General features: G+C 33.3%; 21 protein-coding genes. 11 read left to right on the top strand and 10 right to left on the bottom strand.

What is annotated here, in order from left to right:
• Positions 1 to 2 precede the first annotated feature (2 nt).
• The 4 genes from D9R05_RS03995 to D9R05_RS03980 all read right to left on the bottom strand — a co-directional run bounded on the left by D9R05_RS03995 (position 3) and on the right by D9R05_RS03980 (position 3,256).
• The gene (locus tag D9R05_RS03995; RefSeq protein WP_121665947.1) at positions 3 to 1,007 is read right to left on the bottom strand and encodes an NAD(P)H-dependent glycerol-3-phosphate dehydrogenase; all 1,005 of its coding nucleotides are present in this window, start codon (positions 1,005 to 1,007) and stop codon (positions 3 to 5) included.
• Positions 1,008 to 1,221: 214 nt separating this feature from the next.
• A complete protein-coding gene (nadD, locus tag D9R05_RS03990) occupies positions 1,222 to 1,806 on the bottom strand; it encodes a nicotinate (nicotinamide) nucleotide adenylyltransferase (protein ID WP_121665946.1) in 585 nt (194 codons plus the stop codon).
• A gap of 5 nt (positions 1,807 to 1,811) precedes the next feature.
• Complete coding sequence (gmk, locus tag D9R05_RS03985; protein ID WP_121665945.1) at positions 1,812 to 2,384, bottom strand: guanylate kinase; 573 nt, start codon at positions 2,382 to 2,384, stop codon at positions 1,812 to 1,814.
• Positions 2,384 to 3,256 carry a YicC/YloC family endoribonuclease gene (locus tag D9R05_RS03980; RefSeq protein ID WP_121665944.1) on the bottom strand — a complete coding sequence of 291 codons (873 nt, stop codon included), beginning with the start codon at positions 3,254 to 3,256 and terminating at the stop codon, positions 2,384 to 2,386. Before D9R05_RS03980 ends, gmk begins: the two co-directional genes overlap by 1 nt.
• A gap of 145 nt (positions 3,257 to 3,401) precedes the next feature.
• On the opposite strand from D9R05_RS03980, the gene D9R05_RS03975 reads away from it, so the two are divergent.
• A complete protein-coding gene (locus tag D9R05_RS03975; protein ID WP_121665943.1) occupies positions 3,402 to 3,887 on the top strand; it encodes an acyl-CoA thioesterase in 486 nt (161 codons plus the stop codon).
• 161 nt (positions 3,888 to 4,048) lie between these two features.
• Here the strand turns inward: D9R05_RS03975 and D9R05_RS03970 are convergent, their stop codons facing one another.
• A complete protein-coding gene (locus D9R05_RS03970; RefSeq protein WP_121665942.1) occupies positions 4,049 to 4,402 on the bottom strand; it encodes an arsenate reductase family protein in 354 nt (117 codons plus the stop codon).
• An 11-nt stretch (positions 4,403 to 4,413) separates the two neighbouring features.
• Entirely contained in the window at positions 4,414 to 5,214 is an 801-nt protein-coding gene (locus D9R05_RS03965) for a DUF3298 and DUF4163 domain-containing protein (protein ID WP_121665941.1), read from the bottom strand.
• 95 nt (positions 5,215 to 5,309) lie between these two features.
• Between D9R05_RS03965 and D9R05_RS03960 the strand changes: the two genes are divergently transcribed.
• The 10 genes from D9R05_RS03960 (at position 5,310) to D9R05_RS03915 (ending at position 14,677) form a co-directional block, all read left to right on the top strand.
• A complete protein-coding gene (locus D9R05_RS03960) occupies positions 5,310 to 6,452 on the top strand; it encodes a cystathionine gamma-synthase (RefSeq protein WP_121665940.1) in 1,143 nt (380 codons plus the stop codon).
• 213 nt (positions 6,453 to 6,665) lie between these two features.
• Positions 6,666 to 8,009, top strand: coding sequence for an NADP-specific glutamate dehydrogenase (gdhA, locus tag D9R05_RS03955; RefSeq protein WP_121665939.1), 1,344 nt, complete (start codon positions 6,666 to 6,668; stop codon positions 8,007 to 8,009).
• A 128-nt stretch (positions 8,010 to 8,137) separates the two neighbouring features.
• The gene (gene porZ, locus D9R05_RS03950; RefSeq protein WP_121665938.1) at positions 8,138 to 10,420 is read left to right on the top strand and encodes a type IX secretion system anionic LPS delivery protein PorZ; all 2,283 of its coding nucleotides are present in this window, start codon (positions 8,138 to 8,140) and stop codon (positions 10,418 to 10,420) included.
• Positions 10,420 to 11,139 (top strand): DNA repair protein RecO, encoded by a 720-nt coding sequence (recO, locus tag D9R05_RS03945; protein WP_121665937.1) that lies wholly within the window; start codon positions 10,420 to 10,422, stop codon positions 11,137 to 11,139. Before porZ ends, recO begins: the two co-directional genes overlap by 1 nt.
• A 297-nt stretch (positions 11,140 to 11,436) precedes the next feature.
• Positions 11,437 to 11,835, top strand: coding sequence for an acyl-CoA thioesterase (locus D9R05_RS03940; RefSeq protein ID WP_121665936.1), 399 nt, complete (start codon positions 11,437 to 11,439; stop codon positions 11,833 to 11,835).
• A 2-nt stretch (positions 11,836 to 11,837) separates the two neighbouring features.
• A complete protein-coding gene (locus D9R05_RS03935; protein ID WP_121665935.1) occupies positions 11,838 to 12,785 on the top strand; it encodes a 2-hydroxyacid dehydrogenase in 948 nt (315 codons plus the stop codon).
• A gap of 6 nt (positions 12,786 to 12,791) precedes the next feature.
• Positions 12,792 to 13,208 carry a LuxR C-terminal-related transcriptional regulator gene (locus tag D9R05_RS15725; RefSeq protein WP_121665934.1) on the top strand — a complete coding sequence of 139 codons (417 nt, stop codon included), beginning with the start codon at positions 12,792 to 12,794 and terminating at the stop codon, positions 13,206 to 13,208.
• 104 nt (positions 13,209 to 13,312) lie between these two features.
• Positions 13,313 to 13,822 (top strand): DUF4199 domain-containing protein, encoded by a 510-nt coding sequence (locus D9R05_RS03925; protein WP_121665933.1) that lies wholly within the window; start codon positions 13,313 to 13,315, stop codon positions 13,820 to 13,822.
• Between the two features lie 4 nt (positions 13,823 to 13,826).
• Positions 13,827 to 14,285, top strand: a complete 459-nt coding sequence (locus D9R05_RS03920; protein WP_121665932.1) for a DUF1801 domain-containing protein — start codon at positions 13,827 to 13,829, stop codon at positions 14,283 to 14,285.
• A 5-nt stretch (positions 14,286 to 14,290) separates the two neighbouring features.
• Positions 14,291 to 14,677, top strand: a complete 387-nt coding sequence (locus tag D9R05_RS03915; RefSeq protein ID WP_121665931.1) for a VOC family protein — start codon at positions 14,291 to 14,293, stop codon at positions 14,675 to 14,677.
• Positions 14,678 to 14,739: 62 nt separating this feature from the next.
• Here the strand turns inward: D9R05_RS03915 and D9R05_RS03910 are convergent, their stop codons facing one another.
• The 4 genes from D9R05_RS03910 to D9R05_RS03895 form a co-directional block, all read right to left on the bottom strand.
• Positions 14,740 to 15,381 (bottom strand): SDR family oxidoreductase, encoded by a 642-nt coding sequence (locus tag D9R05_RS03910; protein ID WP_121665930.1) that lies wholly within the window; start codon positions 15,379 to 15,381, stop codon positions 14,740 to 14,742.
• A gap of 104 nt (positions 15,382 to 15,485) precedes the next feature.
• Positions 15,486 to 16,748: a hypothetical protein gene (locus D9R05_RS03905; RefSeq protein WP_121665929.1), complete on the bottom strand. Its 1,263-nt coding sequence runs from the start codon at positions 16,746 to 16,748 to the stop codon at positions 15,486 to 15,488.
• Between the two features lie 60 nt (positions 16,749 to 16,808).
• Positions 16,809 to 17,168: a YraN family protein gene (locus D9R05_RS03900; RefSeq protein ID WP_121665928.1), complete on the bottom strand. Its 360-nt coding sequence runs from the start codon at positions 17,166 to 17,168 to the stop codon at positions 16,809 to 16,811.
• The gene (locus D9R05_RS03895) at positions 17,168 to 18,067 is read right to left on the bottom strand and encodes a S66 peptidase family protein (protein WP_121665927.1); all 900 of its coding nucleotides are present in this window, start codon (positions 18,065 to 18,067) and stop codon (positions 17,168 to 17,170) included. Before D9R05_RS03895 ends, D9R05_RS03900 begins: the two co-directional genes overlap by 1 nt.
• Between the last annotated feature and the right edge of the window lie 31 nt (positions 18,068 to 18,098).

The following is an 18,098-nucleotide window of genomic DNA, read 5'->3' as shown; positions in this document are numbered from 1 at the left end:
GATTAATCGAGCTTATCGGTGAGTTTTAAAAATACTTTTTTCGGGTTTTTATTCTCGTAAAGAATACTATAAACCGCATTTATAATAGGTGTTTTTGCTTTCTTCTTTTTCTTGGCTCTATTTATTTCATAAGCGCTTTTGGTGGCGTAATAACCTTCAGCAACCATGCTCATTTCCATTTTTGCACTTTTTACGGTGTAGCCTTTTCCAATCATATTTCCGAACATTCTATTTCGACTAAAAATGGAGTAACCGGTTACTAATAAATCACCTAAATAAGCTGAGTCGTTAATGTTTCGTTTCATTTTGTAGGTCTTTTTGATGTACCGCTTCATTTCGCGAATGGCATTACTCATTAAAACACTCTGAAAATTATCGCCATATCCAAGCCCGTGTGCAATTCCGGCTGCAATAGCATAAATGTTTTTAAGCATAGCAGCGTATTCTGTACCAATAATATCTTCGCTGGTTTTACACTTTATGTAATCGCTGCTAAGGTATTTTACTAATAATTTTGCGTTGTCTTCGTTTGCACAAGCAATGGTAATATACGACAATCGTTCTAAGGCAACTTCTTCTGCGTGGCACGGACCAGTTATAACACCAATATTTTCAAATGGAATTTCGTAATGTTCATGAAAGTGTTCGCCAACAATTAGGCTGGTTTCGGGAACAATTCCTTTAATAGCGCTAAAAATAATTTTGTCTTTTAGCGGAATGCTTAATTTATCTAATTCGCTTTTTAAAAATGCAGAAGGAATGGCAAAAATAACAATGTCTGCTTCAGCTACAGCTTCATCAATCTTATTGGTTAAGTGTAATTGGCTTACATCAAACTCTACAGAACTCAGATAATTTGGGTTGTGATCTTCATTTTGAATATGCTCTATGGCAACTGTATTTCTCATATACCAATGTACGGTTGCTACATTTTCGCAAAGCATTTTTACAATTGCTGTTGCCCAGCTTCCTCCTCCTATTACTGCAAAATTTGGGGTGTTTTCCATAGTACATTTTATTCTATTTCAAAAATACGCAAATTTTAAAGTATGGCTATAAAGATGTGAAAGGAAGTCTTTAGAACTTTAACATATTTAGTTGAAAAAGAGCACAATTTTTATGGAAATGCGCTCGTTATCAATATAGATTTTTTGGTTGGTTATTTAGTTGAAGCCGTTTTACTGAAGTTAATTTAGTAAAGCGGCTTTTTATATGAATTTTTTATCGATAAAAATTCATTTCATCAATATATTCCCAGGTTTTTGTAGGTAGTAAGGGGCGTATATCTTTTTCTTTTTTTATGGCTTTTCTAATAAAGGTTGAAGAGATTTCCATTACCGGTGCATCGACTAGGGTTACTTTTTCATGATTTCTAAGTGGCGAATCTTTTTTGCTTTTTGTAATTCTTGGGTAAACAAAAATTTCATGACGGTTTAAAATTACTTCATTGTTTTTCCATTTATGAAGCGTATTTAAATTGTCTTCGCCCATGATTAAAGCAAAATCTATTTCCGGATATTTTTCTTCTAAATGAATTAAAGTATTAACGGTATAATTGGGTTGTGGTAAGTTAAACTCTACATTAGAAGGATTGATGTGATCAAAATTCTCGGTAGCGCGATACACCAATTCATACCGATGATAATCTTCTAACAAAGAGCTTTTCTTTTTAAAAGGATTGTGCGGCGTTACCACAAGCCATACTTCATCTAAAGAGGTAAACTCTGCCATATGGTTTGCAATGACCATATGGCCAATGTGAATTGGGTTAAACGTACCAAAATATAATCCTACTTTTTTGTTCACTACGTTTATTTTTGAATGAAATCTTTGACTAAATTATAGGCTTCGTCTAAAGCAGTTTGCAAATCGTTATTTACAATAATAAAATCAAACTGCGGTGCTGTGGCCATTTCTATAGAAGCTTTCGCAATTCTCATATTGATACGATCTTCTGTTTCGGTTTGGCGTTTTTTTAGTCGCTTTTTTAGCTCTTCTATACTTGGTGGTTCAACAAAAACGGCTAAGGTTTTTTCTGGGTAAATGTGTTTTATATCTAATCCGCCAACAACATCAATGTCAAAAACTACGTGTTTTCCATTTGCCCAAATACGTTCTACTTCACTTTTTAATGTGCCATAAAAATTATCGCGATAAACCTCTTCCCACTCTAAAAATTGGTCTTCTTTTATGCGTTTTTTAAACTCTTCTAAGGATAAAAAGTGATAATCTTTTCCATCAATTTCTTCTTCTCTTGGAGCTCTTGAGGTTGCTGAAATAGAAAAATCTAAATTGAGTTCTTTTTGCTTTAAAAGATGGCGTACAATGGTAGTCTTTCCTGATCCTGATGGTGCCGAAAATACAATTAACTTTCCTTCAATCATTATAAAACGTTTAGCAATTGTTCTTTTATTTTTTCTAACTCATCTTTCATTTGTACCACTAATTTTTGCATAGGTGCGTAATTAGACTTGCTCCCAATGGTATTGATTTCACGACCGATTTCTTGTCCGATAAAACCTAATTTTTTTCCGTTAGAATCTTCTGAGTTTAAGCTCTCTTCAAAATAGCTTAAATGATTTTTTAGTCGAATTTTTTCTTCGGTAATATCGTATTTTTCGAGGTAATAAATCAGTTCTTGTTCAAAACGATTTTCATCTACATTTTCTTTAAGTTCTCCTACTGCTTTTTGCAAGCGTTCTTTGACACCTTCAATTCTTTCAGGATCAATTTCTATAACTTGTGCCAACAGGTTTTGAAGATTTTCTATCCGAAGCTTAAAATCTTTTTCCAGCGCTTTTCCTTCATCAGAGCGGTATTGATTAATTTCTACAAGCGCTTGTTTTACACCGTTTTCTATGGCAATAAATTCATCTTCATCAATTTCTTCGCGTTGGGTTTTCAAGGCGTCTGGGAGACGCATAGCCATTTCTAGTAAATCTGCATCTTGATTGCTGCCAATTCCTGCAAGCTTTAAATCCCGCAGCTGATTGATGTATTTTTTTACGACAGAAGCGTTTACTGAAGCGGTAGTTTCTTCGCCGGTAATTTCTACATAAAGCGAAAAATCTACTTTTCCGCGGCCCATGTTTTTGGAAATTAAATTACGCAATTGCAGCTCTTTTTCGCGATATTGCGATGGCATGCGCGCATTTAAATCTAAATTCTTACTGTTAAGTGATTTTATTTCAATGCTAATTTTTTTTTGAGAAAGCTCTATAACTTGCTTTCCAAAACCTGTCATGGACTGGATCATTTCTTTAAATTAAAAGTTGCACAAATTTACGGAAAATTATTTCGCTGTAATTTATCAGTTCGAGAAATTGAAAAGATAGATTTGCTTTAACAAGCTTTTGTTATGCATGCATACTATTTATGTGTATTTTTGAAAAAAAAGCTTTATGTATTTAAAAGAATTTGAAATCCGTTGGAGCGATATCGATGCCAATAGACATTTGGCGAATTCGGCTTATTTGAATTTTATGAGCCACACAAGGATGAGCTATTTAATTGAAAATGGATTTGGTCAAGATGAACTAGCCAAACACAATATTGGTCCGGTGGTTTTTTATGAACACGTTTATTATTTCAAAGAAATTTTATCAGAAAAACCGGTAAAGGTTTCTTTAGAGTTAAAGGGGCTTTCTAAGGACGGTATGTTTTTTGAATTTCTACACAATATTTACGATCACAATGGTAAAAATTGTGCGCGTTGCGAAATGATGGGTTCGTGGATAGATTTAAAAACCAGAAAATTAATAGAGCTTCCAGAAAAGTTATTTTACAATTTAGAACACTTAGATAAGACCGAAGATTTTAAAGTATTAACAAAAGAGGATACGCGTAAACATCAAGTAAAACCTAAGGATTTAAAGGGAAAAATTTAATTGAAGAGTTTCTACATAAAAGTAGCTGTCTAAAAAGATTAAAAAAGCGTCATTCTGAATTTATTTTAGAATCTCATAGTGAAAAACAAATCAGTAAGAGAACCTTAATCAAGTTTAGGTTGACAAAAATAGACTTTTTAGACAGCCACTTTTTTTAACCCTTAAGCCTCTAAAAAAGCTTTTAATTCTTGTACAGTTTTTTTGCTATTACCTACAAAAATTTGATTGTCTACAACAAAAACTGGTCGTTTTAAAAAAGTATAATGTTCTAGCAAAAGCTCTTTAAAATCTTCTTCTGTCAGGTTTTTATTTTTAAGATCTCTTTTCTTATAAAGTTGAGCACGTTTGTTAAATAGAGCTTCATAACTACTGGTTTTTTCGTGTAGTTTTTCTATTTGATTTTTAGTTAACGGCTCTTTTTTAATATCTTGTTTTTCAAAATTTTCAGGCAGCTCCACTTCTTTAAGAATCCTTTTGCAGGTATCACAAGTAGAAAGGTAATATACTTTTTTCAAACTATTGTTTTTTAATAATTAATCCATTGTTGAACTTCGCTTTTTGGCAACGAAAGTTTTAATTCGCCCTCAGCATAACTAGCAGCTTCATATCGATTGTAAACAAGTTGAATACTATCGTTGGTTACTGCCATATTTTCGGGTAAAGTAAAGGTATTATCATCAAAGAAAAAACCGGTGCTGTTAATGGTTTCGCCAGAAGGAATATTAAATTTTTCTCTGAATTTTTTTTCAGCATAAGCCGTAAATGCTGTTTTATCTGAAAGTAAATCAGCTTGGGTTAAATCATTTCCGGTAGTGGTACTAAAATGTTGAAACCTTGTAGCGCCATACCCATGAGCGCCACCGGTAAAAAGATAAAAATTTGTTTTAATCACGAATAAGGAATCATTTTGGTAAAGCATTTCTTGAGAAATTTCAGCCTCATAATCTGCCGGAGATTCAGGAAATTCTTCTTTAAAAGAAAAATAATCAGTAATAAAATGCTCAATTGCTTTTTCTAAGTTCTCCGGATCTGGTTTTTTTTCTTCCGGCGCACTAAAAATTCCTATTAAGTTTTTTTCATTTATTCTATTAATGTTTTCTGAAATTGTTGGTCTGTTCTCTGCTTTAAGATAACTTACTTGCACTCGAGGACATTCTTTTTCTGCGCAGCCTTCAATAGTTTTGCTATTTAGAGCCACAGTTGTGAAAGCTAATTCTTCTTTTGGTTGATTATTATTTTTTTCTTCAGTAGCAGGTTGCTTTTTTGGGTCATCTAAACAGCCAGTAAAAGCAAAGCATAAACAAAAAAGCAAGGCAATTTTTTTCATAGAATAGAGATATGTTAAACTGTGATTAAAGATAAGTGGTATTTTTTTTATGCCCAAAGTGAATGCTACATTTGCTTAAACTTTAAAATAAAATTATGAAATTCAATACAAAAACCATTCATGGAGGGCAAGAAAGTGTTGACCCGGCCTATGGTTCGGTGATGCCGCCTATATATCAAACCTCAACCTATTCTCAATCTACACCAGGAGGGCATAATGGGTTTGAATATTCTCGTAGCGGAAATCCAACGCGTTCAGCATTAGAAAACTCGTTGGCAAGTATTGAAAATGGAAAACACGGTTTAGCTTTTGCTTCAGGTTTAGCAGCCATAGATGCTGTGTTGAAATTATTAAAGCCCGGTGACGAAATTGTTTCAACCAACGATTTGTATGGTGGTACTTACCGTTTGTTTACTAGTATTTTTAAAGATTTTGGAATTAAATTCAATTTTATAGGGATGCAAGATGCCAGCGAAATTGAAAAACATATTACTGACAATACGAAACTGATTTGGATAGAATCGCCCACTAATCCAATGATGAAGATTATTGATATTGAGGCAGTTTCAAAAATCGCCAAAAAACATAATGTTTTATTAGGCGTAGATAACACATTTGCTACACCTTACTTACAACAACCGTTAGACTTAGGAGCTGATATAGTTATGCATAGCGCCACAAAGTATTTGGGCGGTCATAGTGATGTAGTTATGGGAGCTCTAGTTATTAAAGACAATGCTTTAGCAGAAAAACTATACTTTATACAAAATGCAAGTGGCGGGGTAGCGGGTCCACAAGATAGTTTCTTGGTATTGCGTGGTATCAAAACGCTTCATTTAAGAATGCAACGTCATTGCGAAAATGGAAAAGCTGTAGCAGATTTCCTAAATAACCATCCAAAAGTTGCTAATGTATATTGGCCGGGATTAAAAAATCATCCAAATCATGAAATTGCTAAAAAACAAATGAGCGATTTTGGCGGTATGGTTTCATTTACAACCAAAAGAGACAATATAAAAGATGCCGTTGCTTTTGTTGAAAAACTAAAAGTATTTACACTAGCAGAATCTTTAGGCGGTGTAGAGTCTTTAGCGGGTCATCCGGCAAGTATGACACACGCTTCTATTCCTGCTGAAGAACGTAAGAAAACCGGCGTGTTAGATTCTTTAATTAGATTGAGTGTTGGCGTTGAAGATAAGCATGATCTTATTGAAGATTTAAAACAAGCGCTTGGTTAAAAATTTGAGATCGCATTAATAGAAATTTGAAAAGCTTCAGTATTTTTTCTGAAGCTTTTTTTCTTCACTAGAAGAATTTTTAAAAAACTAAGCCTAAAAAAACCTTAAAATTAACAAGAATGCAAAAAAATTAAGTCCGCTTCATTTTATAACCTATATATTTGCATAACTAGTTGACTTTTGATTTTTTAAAACCACATTTTACAATAAATTATGGAAAAAAGTGTAAAAGATTTTTTGGATTCTGTTTCTAAAAGAAACGCCAATGAGCCTGAATTTATGCAGGCTGTAAGAGAAGTTGCAGAAACTGTAATTCCATTTATTAAAGAAAATAAAAAATACCAAAACAAAAAGCTTTTAGAGCGCATGGTAGAGCCAGAACGTGTAATCATGTTTAGAGTACCATGGACAGATGATAACGGAGAAGTTCAGATTAACCGAGGGTTCCGTATTCAGATGAACTCAGCAATTGGCCCATACAAAGGCGGATTGCGTTTTCACCCTTCAGTAAACCTAAGTATCCTTAAATTTTTAGCCTTTGAGCAAGTATTTAAAAACAGCTTAACTACATTACCAATGGGTGGTGGTAAAGGAGGTTCAGATTTTGACCCTAAGGGAAAATCTGATAATGAAGTAATGCGTTTTTGCCAAAGCTTTATGACAGAATTATCTAAACATATTGGAGCCAATACAGATGTTCCTGCCGGAGATATTGGTGTAGGTGCACGTGAAGTTGGTTTTATGTTTGGTCAATATAAACGTTTGCAAAACGAGTTTACCGGAATTTTAACAGGAAAAGGTCTTTCTTATGGTGGTTCTTTAATTAGACCAGAAGCTACTGGATACGGAAACGTGTATTTTGCACAAAGTATGCTGAAAACTAAAGGCGAAACTTTTGAAGGAAAAACGGTTGTAATTTCAGGTTCTGGAAATGTAGCGCAATACGCTGCTGAAAAAGTAACGCAACTTGGCGGAAAAGTAGTAACACTTTCAGATTCTTCAGGATATATTTACGATGAAGAAGGAATAGACGAGAAAAAATTAGCTTTTGTAATGGAGCTGAAAAATGAAAAAAGAGGACGTATAAAAGAATATTTAAACGAATATCCTAAAGCAAAATATACCGAAGGAAAAACACCTTGGGGAGAAAAATGTGATGTAGCCTTACCTTGTGCGACACAAAATGAATTGCAAGAAGAAGATGCAGAAACCTTAGTGAAAAATGGTTGTTTTGTAGTAGGAGAAGGCGCAAATATGCCTTGTACACCAGAAGCTGTTGAAGTTTTTCATAAAGAAAAAATCTTATTTTCTCCAGGAAAGGCATCAAATGCTGGTGGAGTTGCAACTTCTGGACTAGAAATGTCTCAAAATTCACTTCGTTTAAGTTGGTCAGCAGAGGAAGTAGATAAGAAATTATTTACCATTATGCACGATATTCACGAAGCTTGCGTAAAGTACGGAACCGATAAAAACGGTTATGTAGATTATGTAAAAGGAGCAAATGTTGCCGGTTTTGTAAAAGTTGCCGACGCAATGCTAGCGCAAGGAGCAGTTTAAAAGTAATTTTAAAAATATTTTAAAAGCCGCATTTATTTTGCGGCTTTTTTTGTTTACCGCTTATCTTTGTATATATAAAGCAATAAAAGCTAACACCATAAGTTAATAGAAATACACATGCTTGCTTAATGAAATATTTTATCATACTTTTTTGTTTAATCCCCAGCCTCGTTATCTCACAAGATTTTAGCAATAGTTGGGAAGATTTATTCTCGTATAATCAAATAAAAGATGTTTCTTACGGGAATGGAAAAGTTTATGCTGCAGCAGAAAATGCGGTTTTTACTTATCAAAGAAACACAGGCGAAATTGAAAAAATATCATCCGTTAATGGACTTTCTGGAGAAAGTATTTCTACAATTCATTATTCTGGGGGTTATAACCTTTTGATAATTGGATATGAAAATGGCTTGATTGATGTTTATAACACAAACGAAGAAAAAGTCACTAGTTTTATAGATATTGTAGAAAAACAAACCATTCCACCGCCAGAAAGAAAAATCAATCATTTTTTTGAGTTTAATGATCGTTTATTTATAGCTACAGAATATGGTATTTCAGAATTTAATTTAGCGAATTTAGAATTTGGTGACACTTATTTTATTGGCGATGGCGGAAGTCGATTAGCAGTTACTCAAACCACCGTTTATCAAAATAGAATTTACGCAGCAACTAAAGAAAACGGGGTTCGTTATGCTGGAGTTACTAATCCTAATTTAATTGATTTTAGTGTTTGGCAAACTATTTCTTCCGGCACTTTTCTGGGAGTTGTAAGTCTTTCCAATTCCTTGTATGTAATCGACGAATCAAACTCATTATTGCGTTTACAGCAAAATGATTTTGTTCAAGAACTACAGTTTAACAGTACTATTTCAGATCTTCGTGTAAATAATGATCAATTGGTGGTAACATTAATTAACGGTGTTAAAATATATGATCAAGTTTTAAATCCCGTCGCAAATATCGGAAGCCCTTCAGGGATGTCTACAAACTATAGTGCAGCTTTAATTTACTTAGGTGAGATTTTTATCGGAGATAATACTCAAGGCCTTCTGCAAACCCGTACTACAAACCCCTTTCAATTTAATTTTTTAAGTCCTTCGGGACCTATCCAGAATGATGTATTCGATTTAGAGACTATTCCAAATGAGGTTTGGGTTACCTATGGAGAATATGATGGGTTTTTAAATGCATTTCCAATAAATTCAAGAGGAATTAGTCATTTAATTAATGATGAATGGTTTAACACTCCTTATTTTATGCTAAATGCGAGGAATATTGTAAAAGCAACTATAAATCCTGCACAAACTGGTCAAGTAATTTTAAGTTCTTATTTTGATGGTATAGTTGATATACAAAATGAAGAAATAGCTAACCGTTATGATGCTAGCAATTCTTCTCTTGAGTCGGTAGTAGGTACAGCTTTAACAACCGATGTTTGGGTAAATGGAGCTGCATTTGATAGAGAAGGGAATTTGTGGGGCAATGCTTCTAAAGTTGAAAAAGGCTTATTTAAGTTAGATATAGAGAATAACCAAATTGAAACATTTGATATTACTGAAATAGTACCTGATGCAACAGGAGATAATTTAGGCTTAACGGAATTAGTAATCGATAATATTGGAAACATTTACTTTGGAAGTTATAGTAATGGTATCATAGGCTATAACCCAGCAACAAATAGTTTTGCAAAAGTAGAGGGAGGTGAAGGAGCTGGGAATCTACCAGAAAACTATGTGAATTCTTTAGCTTTAGATAACAATAATCAACTTTGGGTAGGTACAAGTAGAGGTTTACGTGTTTTATTTAATCCAGCAGGAATGTTTGAGAACTCTAATGTTAGCACTAATCAAATTATTATAGAGGATGAAGATGGTGTCGCACAAGAATTACTTGCCGGTCTCAACATTATTGGTATTACTGTAGATGGTAATAATAATAAATGGATTGCAACAGGTGCAGGGGCTTTTTACCTTTCATCAAATGGGCAAGAGACGATTTATCAATTCACCAAAGATAACTCCCCATTACCTTCAAATACTATTTCAGATATCGCAATTGATGACGCTTCCGGAAAAGTTTACATTGGCACCGATAAAGGCTTGTTAGCTTTTCGAGGCACGGCAACAGCCACAGCAGATAATTTAGAAAATGTTAGGGCATACCCTAATCCCGTGCGTCCACAGTACAACGGTTTGGTAACAATAGATGGATTAATGGAGAATGCAAACGTAAAAATTACGGATATTGAAGGAAATTTAGTATACGAAGAATTTTCAGAGGGAGGCAGTGTGCAATGGGATACAAAGGCTTTCGGAAAACATAAAGTAGCTTCGGGGGTTTATATGGTTTTAATAACTTCAGAAGATCAATTAGAAACAAAAGTGGCAAAAATTATGATCATCCGGTAATGCTTATTACTACAAAAGCAATTGTAATTCATAGCCTTCGCTACTCAGAGGCAGACCTTATTGTAACTTGTTTTACAGAAAGTAGCGGTATAAAAACCTATTTACTGCGTAATATTTTAAAATCAAAAAAAGGAAAGCTGAAGAAAGCTATGTTTCAGTCGCTTACACAATTAGAAATTGTAGCAAACCATAAGAATAAAAATACTTTAGAAAGTATTCGCGAGGCGAAAATAGATATTCCTTATAAAAATTTACACACGGATATTTATAAGTCTTCAATTAGTATGTTTTTGGCCGAAACATTAAAAAATACAATTCAAGAAGAAGAAGAAAATATAGCCTTATATCGTTTTCTAAGTCAAGCTTTTCAAAAACTAGATGAATTGGAAAAATTTGCAAATTTCCACCTGTTTTTTTTGGTCCATCTCACACACTATTTAGGTTTTTCTCCTAATTTATCTTCGACAAAACACCCTTATTTTAATTTGTTAGATGGTGATTTTCAGATTGCTGAAACTAATAAATACTGTATTAGTAACCAAAATTCAGAACTTTTAAAGCAATTTTTAAAATCTGATTATGATAATTTTGCTAGTATTAAACTTAATAAGATAAGGCGACAAAGTTTTTTAGAAATGCTGTTGCTATATTTTCAATTGCATTTACAAGGATTTAGAAAGCCAAAATCCTTAGAAATTCTTAATCAACTTTTTTCATAACCTGAACGTTTCCCTTCGGGTCAGGCTTTCCGTTTGTAGTTTTTTCCGTTTCACTTCAAAAAGCTATCACTACAAATGCTAGCAGTCACAAATACCAATAAGATAATGTGAGTGAGTAACCCTTAACGCAACACAGATTCAGTAATTTTTCATTTCAAGTAAACGACCTCGGGGCAAGCCCGCGAGGCATTGGTTAAGAAACAAATTTTAAGTTTCGAGGCAAGTATAGGCGTATTAAACCCTTTGGCGGTGCCAATCAATTAAGAATATAATTATCTTTGAGGCTAAAGCGCCTTTATGAAACCTATTTCATTTCAATATACCATTACGATTCCTGAATCTGCAATTGACCAATTAAACCACGTTAATAATGTGACTTACGTACAATGGATTCAAGATGTGGCCGAAAAACATTGGAAAACTAAAACTTCAGAAGAAATTAGAAATAAAGTAGGTTGGGTGGTTTTAGATCATTTTATTGAATATAAACGACCTTCTTTTAAAGGGGAAAAATTGATTCTAAAAACGTGGATCGAAAACTACGGAAATATTAAAAGTCAACGTTGCACAGAAATATTCCGCGAAAGCGATAATAAAATGGTGGTAAAAGCAAAAACCACTTGGTGTTTAATCGATTTAAAAAAGCAAAAACCCACTCGAATTACACCTGAAATTACACATCCTTATTTCGAATAATCATGAAAATTCTTCACCTCGATAGCAATCACCCCTTATTAATTCAACAATTAACTGAACTTGGTTTTGAAAACCATGAAGATTATACTTCTTCCAAAGAAACTATAGAACAGAAAATTTCAAATTATGAGGGAGTAATTATTAGAAGCCGATTCACGCTGGATAAACAATTTTTAACAGCTGCAAATAATTTAAAATTCATCGGACGTTTAGGGGCGGGTCTCGAAAATATCGACACCGATTTTGCTAAAAAACAAGGAATAAAATTATTTTCTGCACCCGAAGGAAATAGAAATGCAGTTGGCGAACACGCTTTAGCCATGTTATTAGGTTTGTTGAATAAATTACGAAAAGCCGACCAAGAAGTACGAAACGGAATTTGGAAACGCGAGGAAAATCGTGGTTATGAATTAGACGGAAAAACCGTGGGAATTATCGGTTACGGAAATATGGGAAAAGCTTTTGCCAAAAAATTACGCGGTTTTGATTGCGAAGTTTTGTGTTACGATATTCAAGAAAACGTAGCAAATAAAGATGCAAAACAAGTTTCGCTTGCTGAATTTCAACAAAAAGTAGACGTTGTTAGTTTACATACGCCATTGACTGAAGAGACCAAAAACATAGTAAATTCAACATTTATAAACTCGATTCAAAAACCATTTTGGTTTATCAATACGGGAAGAGGAAAAAGTGTAGTTACGAATGATTTAGTTGAAGCTTTAAAAAGCGGAAAAATTTTAGGCACCGGACTCGATGTATTGGAATATGAGAAAACATCGTTCGAAAATTTATTCACTTCTAAAATGGAAATGCCGGAAGCTTTTCAGTATTTAATTGAAGCCGAAAACGTGTTGCTTTCTCCGCATATTGCAGGTTGGACAATAGAAAGTAAAGAAAAACTTGCGCAAACTATTGTCGATAAAATAAAAGCGAAAATTGTAAATGCCTAAAGGTTTATGAAAAAAACAATTCTGGTTTTTGCCGCTTTAATTTTTTCAATCTTATTGTTATTTCAATTAGGAGAATATTCGCTTATTACTGGAAATGTAACTATTGAAATTGTCATCGCAATAATTGCACTGGTATTTTTTGGAATTGGTGTGGTTTTAAACAAAAAAAGTCTTCAGCAGAAAAAAGAAAATCAACCACAATCTGAAATTGACGCCAATAAAATTGAAGAATTGGAAATTACCAATCGTGAATATGAAGTTTTACAAGCAGTTTCTGAAGGTTTATCTAATAAAGAAATTGCCGAGAAATTATTTCTTTCAGAAAGCACTATAAAAACGCACGTTTCCAGTTTACTTTCAAAATTAAATGCAAAGCGAAGAACGCAAGCAGTTCAAATTGCAAAAGAGCTTCAGATCATTTAAAATTCCTATTTTATACAAAAGTATGAGCGATTTGGCACTTTAGTATGAGGCTGAAAATCAACGTTAAGTATAGTTTTGAAACTGAAATTTTAATTAACTAATCTATGAAAAAAACAATTTTAAAATTTGGTAGTTACGGTTTATTAATGGCATTAATTCTATTCTTATTGGCCTTATGGCTTGGCATGGGCTTAAGTTATTCCGTACAAGAAATCGTGGGTTATGCCACGATGTTGGCTTCGCTTTCTTTTATTTTTTTCGGCATAAAACATTTTCGAGACCATGTAAATAATGGTGAAGTTTCCTTTGGAAAAGCACTATTAATCGGTTTAGGAATTGCTGTCTTGGCAGGTGTTGGAATTGGCATTGCCGACTTTATTTATACCAGCGAAATTAATCCAGATTTTATGACAGAATATATGGATTATTCCTTAGCGAATTTAAAAGAAACGCTACCGCCGGAAGAATTTCAGCTTCAGAAAGAAAAATTAGAAGCAGAAGCAGAAATGATGGGAAGTCCGTTTATGATGGCATTTATTATGTTTGCTACCGTGTTTGTTATCGGACTTATAATTTCGTTACTTTCAGCCTTAATTTTACAGCGAAAAAAATAAAATTATGAATTATAAAGCCCATACACCCGAAGAATATATCGCTCAGATTCCCGAGGAAAGAAAGGAAGTATTCTCCAAATTGAGAAAAACAATACAAGAAAACTTACCCGACGGATTTAAAGAATGTATCAATTACGGAATGATTGGTTATGTAGTGCCAAAAAGTACATATTCTGACGGTTATCATTGCGATCCGGAATTGCCGTTACCGTTTATGAGTATTGCTTCACAGAAAAATTTCATCGCTCTTTATCATTCCGGAATTTATGCCGATAAAAAATTACACGAGTGGTTTGTAAAAGAATACCCGAAACACGTAAGCACAAAACTCGATATGGGAAAAAGTTGTATTCGGTTTAAAAATGTAAAGAAAATTCCATTTAATTTACTAGCTGAATTATGCACTAAAATGACCCCTGAAGATTTTATCGAGATTTACGAAAATAACCTCAAGAAAAAATAAGTATTATGAAAAAAAGAGTCACCGGTTTAGGCGGATTTTTCTTTAAAAGTAAGAATCCGAAAGCCGCAAAAGAATGGTACGACAAACATTTAGGTTTAGGAACCGATGAGTACGGAAAAACCTTTTGGTGGAAAGATGAAAACGGAAACGATTGCTCCACGCAATGGAGTCCGTTTAGTGAAGATACTGAATATTTTAAGCCTTCAGGAAAACAATATATGATGAATTTTCGTGTAGAAAATTTAGAAGAATTACTGAAAATTTTAAAAGAAGAAGGCGTTGAAATAGTAGATGAAATGCAAGAATTTGAATACGGAAAATTTGGCTGGATTCTCGACCCTGAAGGCAATAAAATTGAACTTTGGGAACCCAAAGACGAAGCCTTTTTATAATTCTACAAATAAAGAAACCTCGCAAAATTGCGAGGTTCTTAATTTTTATTCTGAATAGGAATTTATTTTACTTCTGTCAGAGCAATTTCAATCGCTTTATCGCCCGATAAAATTTCAAAGTCTTTATTTTGAAGCATATTTGGAGGTAAGCAATCTACCAAAACTTGAGCAACATCTTTTCTAGAAATTTCACCATATTCATTTAAACGCGTTTTAGCTTTAATACGGTTCGTTTTTTCTGCGTTGGTTAGTCTCCCAGGTTTTACAATACTGTAATTTAAAAAGCTCGCTTTTAAATGATCATCCGCTGCTTTTTTAGATTTTAAATACTGCTCTAAATCAGGATTATCGCTAGGCTTATCGGTTCCCATCGCACTTAGCATTACGAATTTTCTAACGCCGGCAGCTTTACTTCTATCAATTAGATTAATGGCTCCGTTTTCATCAACATCAATGGTTTTTTGGTCGCTTGTATTTCCCCCGGAACCCGCTGCAAAAATAACGCGGTCAACTCCCTTTACCGCTTCAGTTAGATCGCCTTCCAAATCGGCTAAAACAGTTTTTACATTTTGGTTGTCAAATTGAGCTTGCTGTTCTTCTTTTCGAATCATTGCTATAGGTTCAAAACTCGAATGATCTTGTAAAAGATTTATAATTTCTTTTCCTGTGGTGCCGTTTGCTCCGGCTACTAATATTTTTTCCATGATTAACTTTTTCTTTAAAGTTAAGCAATGAGAGAGGGAACTTTTCTCAAAAAAGCCTTAAATAACAAAGGATTAACAAAGATTTTAGGATGGAATTAAATATTTTAAAATAGCGTATAACCTAAAAGAAAAGTGAAGCCTTGTAATTGTAGCTTAGTGTTTCCAAAGTCATTAAGTAGGTCTGTGGCAGTGTTGTATCTAATTTCTACTTGAAAATCATGAAGCATCAAGCCGGCTCCAAATGCAAAGTTACCAACAGATGAGATGTCGTAACCATATAAATAATTGCTCACATTGTTATCTTGAGTAGCTTCTAATTTAGCATCGCCGATTGTTGAATTAAATACAAAAGCAGCGTTTACAAAAATTATTGCTTTATCAGATAAAAATATACGATGTCTTGCTCCTAATGAAGATTGGATAAAGCTGTAATCAACGCTTATCTTTCTATACTTACCATTAAATGCATTATTCGGGTTTTCGTAAGAAACTTCACTTGAAGTATTACTATAACGACTCTCTAAAAACGCCGACCATTTTCCTCTATTAAAAGGAAAAATATATTCTAATTCGATTCCGGCTGTAAAGTTGATTTCTTTATCGAATGAAGTAGGATCAACAAATAAAGAGGGGTCTGTATATTCTAACGAATAATAATTAGCTCCTATTTTTGGAGTGAGTTTAAATTCGGCTTTTTCATCATTACTGCTTGTTTCCTTAAATATAGTATATGCAGAGTTTATGCATTGGTGATAAGAAGTAAATAAATTAACAAGGTCTTTCTTATGATAATCTAATCTTGTAAAGTCTTTTTCAGTTAACTCTTTACAAGAAAAAACACTTGCTAATTGGTTCTTATAGCGATTATTTTCTCTTACTGTTTTTTGACTTCCTTTAGCAGTAATATATTTTTTATATATTAAGGGCACAAAAATATCTCGATCATTTTTTTTATAGAAATAATAATTTACGGGACCAGATACATATCTATACAAATCTATTTCTCCCTCTACAAGCGCTCTTAAAAAAAGCGTTTCTTCTTTTAAAACTGCTCGCCTTTCTAAACCTAATGTGTTTATTCCGTTTGATTTTCGTTCTAACTTTACATTTTCACCACGAACAAACTTGAATGTTTTAGCGTTATCTCCAAACTCTTTTATGGTCTTTAAATTTCCTTTAGAAACGCTTGCGTTTTCGGTAAGTTTATATTTAAAACTTGTTGGGTTATTCTCCCAGTCTTCATTTTTAATTAAGCATTCCACTCGGCTATTATCATCTCTAATAATATAGCCTTTTTCATATTTTATTTGTGCACTGATGCTAGTGAAAACAAGTGAAAGTAAACTAAAAAGTAATATTTTTTTCATTGCTAAATTAATTTGCTCTTGTGCAAAACTATCATTTTTTATAAAAAAGCGTTGTGTTTTTTAAAAAAAGAGAAAAGCATCTTCTAAATGCTCTAATTTGGTGCCTTGCTTATTTTTTATAATTGCCACAATATCAAAACGAACATCTACATCGAGATTATTTTCATTTACATAGTAATCTATGGCGTTTACTAAGCGTTGTATTTGTTGTGGTTTTACAAAATCTTGTGGATTGCCAAATTCTGGTGTGCTACGGGTTTTTACTTCAACGGCACAAAGTGTATTTTCTTTTTGAGCAATAATATCAACCTCAGCTTTTTGATGTCGAAAATTTTGTTCGCGAATTTTGTATCCTTTTTTTATCAAAAAATCTACTGCTAATTGCTCACCTTTTTTTCCTAAATCGTTATGCTGCGCCATTATTCCAAATAGTTTACAGTTGATTTCTCTTTAGAAACAATTAATTCTATTTCATTACCTAAAATAATTGCTTGGTTATCTTCAATATGACCTGCGGGAAAATTAAATGCTACCGGAAAACTGTATTCTGCTACGGTTTCAGCAATAATTTCTTTAGCAGTTTTTCCAAACGGAATTTCATTATCATTCATATCGCTCATTCCACCAACAATTAAACCGGCAAGGTTTTTTAGCATTCCGTTGCGCTTTAGGTTTTGCATCATTCGGTCGATGTGGTATAAATATTCATCAAGATCTTCTAGAAAAAGAATTTTTCCTGCTGTTTTTATAGCTGAATTACTTCCGCAGAGCGAATATAAAACGGATAAATTTCCGCCTATAATTTCGCCTTCAGCTTTTCCGAATCTATTCAGTTTTGAAGTTTTAAAATTATACTGAACTTTTTCTCCAAAAAGTACTTTTCTTAAACTTTCCAGAGTTGATTCAGATTTGGCATCTAAACCTAAACTTATTTGCGCGTGTAAAGTAGCGATTTTAAAATTGTGAATATGAGAATGCAAAGCTGTAACATCACTATAACCAATAATCCATTTCGGATTTTTCATGAATGCTGAAAAGTCTAATTTATCTAAAATACGCACGGTTCCATAGCCGCCTTTTGCGCACCAAATGGCTTTAATTTTCGGATTGTCTAATTGTTGCTGAAAATCTTTAGCGCGTTCTTCATCACTTCCCGCAAATTGATTTTCTTCTAAGCCAATACTAGAACCAATAACCGGAATTAAATTCCAGCTTTCTAACAATTTTATGGCAGGTTGCAATTCGTCTTGTATAACTTTTCGTGCTGTAGCTACAATGGCTACTTTATCACTCTCTTGAAGTTTATTAGGTATAATCATGAAAAAAGCATTAGTAAAATTAAAACTAATG

The organism is Mesonia aquimarina, assembly GCF_003667275.1.
Taxonomy (GTDB): Bacteria; Bacteroidota; Bacteroidia; order Flavobacteriales; family Flavobacteriaceae; genus Mesonia; species Mesonia aquimarina.
The sequence above is the reverse complement of the archived record's forward strand: the minus strand, read 5'-3'. Positions and strand labels throughout refer to the sequence as shown.

Bases quoted from the DNA above. Each gene is read 5' to 3' on its own strand.
- D9R05_RS03995 (WP_121665947.1), bottom strand. From the start codon at position 1,007: ATGGAAAACACCCCAAATTTTGCAGTAATAGGAGGAGGAAGCTGGGCA.
- gmk (WP_121665945.1), bottom strand. From the start codon at position 2,384: ATGATTGAAGGAAAGTTAATTGTATTTTCGGCACCATCAGGATCAGGA.
- D9R05_RS03980 (WP_121665944.1), bottom strand. From the start codon at position 3,256: ATGATCCAGTCCATGACAGGTTTTGGAAAGCAAGTTATAGAGCTTTCT.
- D9R05_RS03975 (WP_121665943.1), top strand. From the start codon at position 3,402: ATGTATTTAAAAGAATTTGAAATCCGTTGGAGCGATATCGATGCCAAT.
- D9R05_RS03965 (WP_121665941.1), bottom strand. From the start codon at position 5,214: ATGAAAAAAATTGCCTTGCTTTTTTGTTTATGCTTTGCTTTTACTGGC.
- D9R05_RS03960 (WP_121665940.1), top strand. From the start codon at position 5,310: ATGAAATTCAATACAAAAACCATTCATGGAGGGCAAGAAAGTGTTGAC.
- gdhA (WP_121665939.1), top strand. From the start codon at position 6,666: ATGGAAAAAAGTGTAAAAGATTTTTTGGATTCTGTTTCTAAAAGAAAC.
- porZ (WP_121665938.1), top strand. From the start codon at position 8,138: ATGAAATATTTTATCATACTTTTTTGTTTAATCCCCAGCCTCGTTATC.
- recO (WP_121665937.1), top strand. From the start codon at position 10,420: ATGCTTATTACTACAAAAGCAATTGTAATTCATAGCCTTCGCTACTCA.
- D9R05_RS03940 (WP_121665936.1), top strand. From the start codon at position 11,437: ATGAAACCTATTTCATTTCAATATACCATTACGATTCCTGAATCTGCA.
- D9R05_RS03935 (WP_121665935.1), top strand. From the start codon at position 11,838: ATGAAAATTCTTCACCTCGATAGCAATCACCCCTTATTAATTCAACAA.
- D9R05_RS15725 (WP_121665934.1), top strand. From the start codon at position 12,792: ATGAAAAAAACAATTCTGGTTTTTGCCGCTTTAATTTTTTCAATCTTA.
- D9R05_RS03925 (WP_121665933.1), top strand. From the start codon at position 13,313: ATGAAAAAAACAATTTTAAAATTTGGTAGTTACGGTTTATTAATGGCA.
- D9R05_RS03920 (WP_121665932.1), top strand. From the start codon at position 13,827: ATGAATTATAAAGCCCATACACCCGAAGAATATATCGCTCAGATTCCC.
- D9R05_RS03915 (WP_121665931.1), top strand. From the start codon at position 14,291: ATGAAAAAAAGAGTCACCGGTTTAGGCGGATTTTTCTTTAAAAGTAAG.
- D9R05_RS03910 (WP_121665930.1), bottom strand. From the start codon at position 15,381: ATGGAAAAAATATTAGTAGCCGGAGCAAACGGCACCACAGGAAAAGAA.
- D9R05_RS03905 (WP_121665929.1), bottom strand. From the start codon at position 16,748: ATGAAAAAAATATTACTTTTTAGTTTACTTTCACTTGTTTTCACTAGC.
- D9R05_RS03900 (WP_121665928.1), bottom strand. From the start codon at position 17,168: ATGGCGCAGCATAACGATTTAGGAAAAAAAGGTGAGCAATTAGCAGTA.
- D9R05_RS03895 (WP_121665927.1), bottom strand. From the start codon at position 18,067: ATGATTATACCTAATAAACTTCAAGAGAGTGATAAAGTAGCCATTGTA.